1 protein-coding gene is annotated in these 1,117 nt (G+C 49.0%); it reads right to left on the reverse strand.

The genetic code is table 11. The features are described from left to right. Window positions 1-13 precede the first annotated feature (13 nt). On the reverse strand, window positions 14-1,117 hold a 1,104-nt coding region (locus GNT65_RS20425; protein WP_160799004.1), incomplete at its 5' end, for an IS4 family transposase.

Raw genomic sequence — 1,117 nt, forward strand, 5'->3', positions numbered from 1 at the left:
CTGGGGGATCCCCTCATAATTCAGGTCTCCCAGCAGTGTGAACCAACTTGATGTATTCATGCATTGCCCAGCGTAAATGCTGCGCTGTTATTCGATAGTTTTTCCTTCGCCGAACTTCTTTCCCCAATCTGACAATCGACAGCACAGGCCGGTGCCGAATGGTGTTGGCCTGAAAGTGTTTTTGCCAGCCTAGATGTAAGGCAACGATACCAATTAGCCATAAGGCAATTTCAGCCAGCATAGCGATGAGCAGCAACACATCTAGCCGCTGCGGACAACGACTTTTGCAGTGCCTCAGCCCCATGCCGTATTGTGGGCTCTTCAAGTCTCGAAAGGTTTCTTCAATCTGCATTCGCTTAGCGTAGAGCTTTGTGACTTGGACTGAGTTGAAATGGTTAGGTGGTAAGTTGGTTGCCAATAGCCACGGCTCTTTGCTGCTTCTTCCGTAGCTTGCTTGGGCGGTATGGTTTCTTCCAGCCTTTGAGGAACGGCGGTCTTTACGGCCTTTTTCTTTCGCTTTGTACAGGTGTAAATGACAGGGCAATGGGCTTTTCCTGGCGAGGTTAACACGGCCGATGTATTTGGCTTTGTTCGTTGCTGTTGGGTAAAGCGACTTATTGGAGTGCCATTGATGTGTTCCAACATGCTGATAACTGACGTCACCACGAACACGCCCTAACCAAAACCAGCCGTGACTTGCGACTTGAGCGAACCAAGTATTGCGATAGCCAGCATCGGTGACGATTAGCGGACAGCAACCATTCGGAAGCACCTTTGCCAATTCAGTCAGAAAAGCATTGTGGCTGCGAGGTGCATTGTAATCTTTGAATTCAAAAGTACGCTCATAAAGGGTCACGCTGCGCCCTTGAACACTAATAGAGGCGCGCAATGTCATCAAACGGAGTTGCTCTCTCACATCGGCCCAATCGACAAGTACGATAGGCATTGGGTTAGCACCGCAAAGATGCATTGCATGCCATCGATATATCGTCAATCGGTCGTTATTGATGTGGTGATTACCGAGCAAGCGGTCAATGCGTTTGATACTGTGTTTAGGCGCCACATTGCCAGAGATATTACGGCCTAGCTGGGTCAAAGATAGTTGATCACCATCTAG

Origin of the sequence: Shewanella insulae (genome assembly GCF_009831655.1) — a bacterium.
Lineage (GTDB): Bacteria > Pseudomonadota > Gammaproteobacteria > Enterobacterales > Shewanellaceae > Shewanella > Shewanella insulae.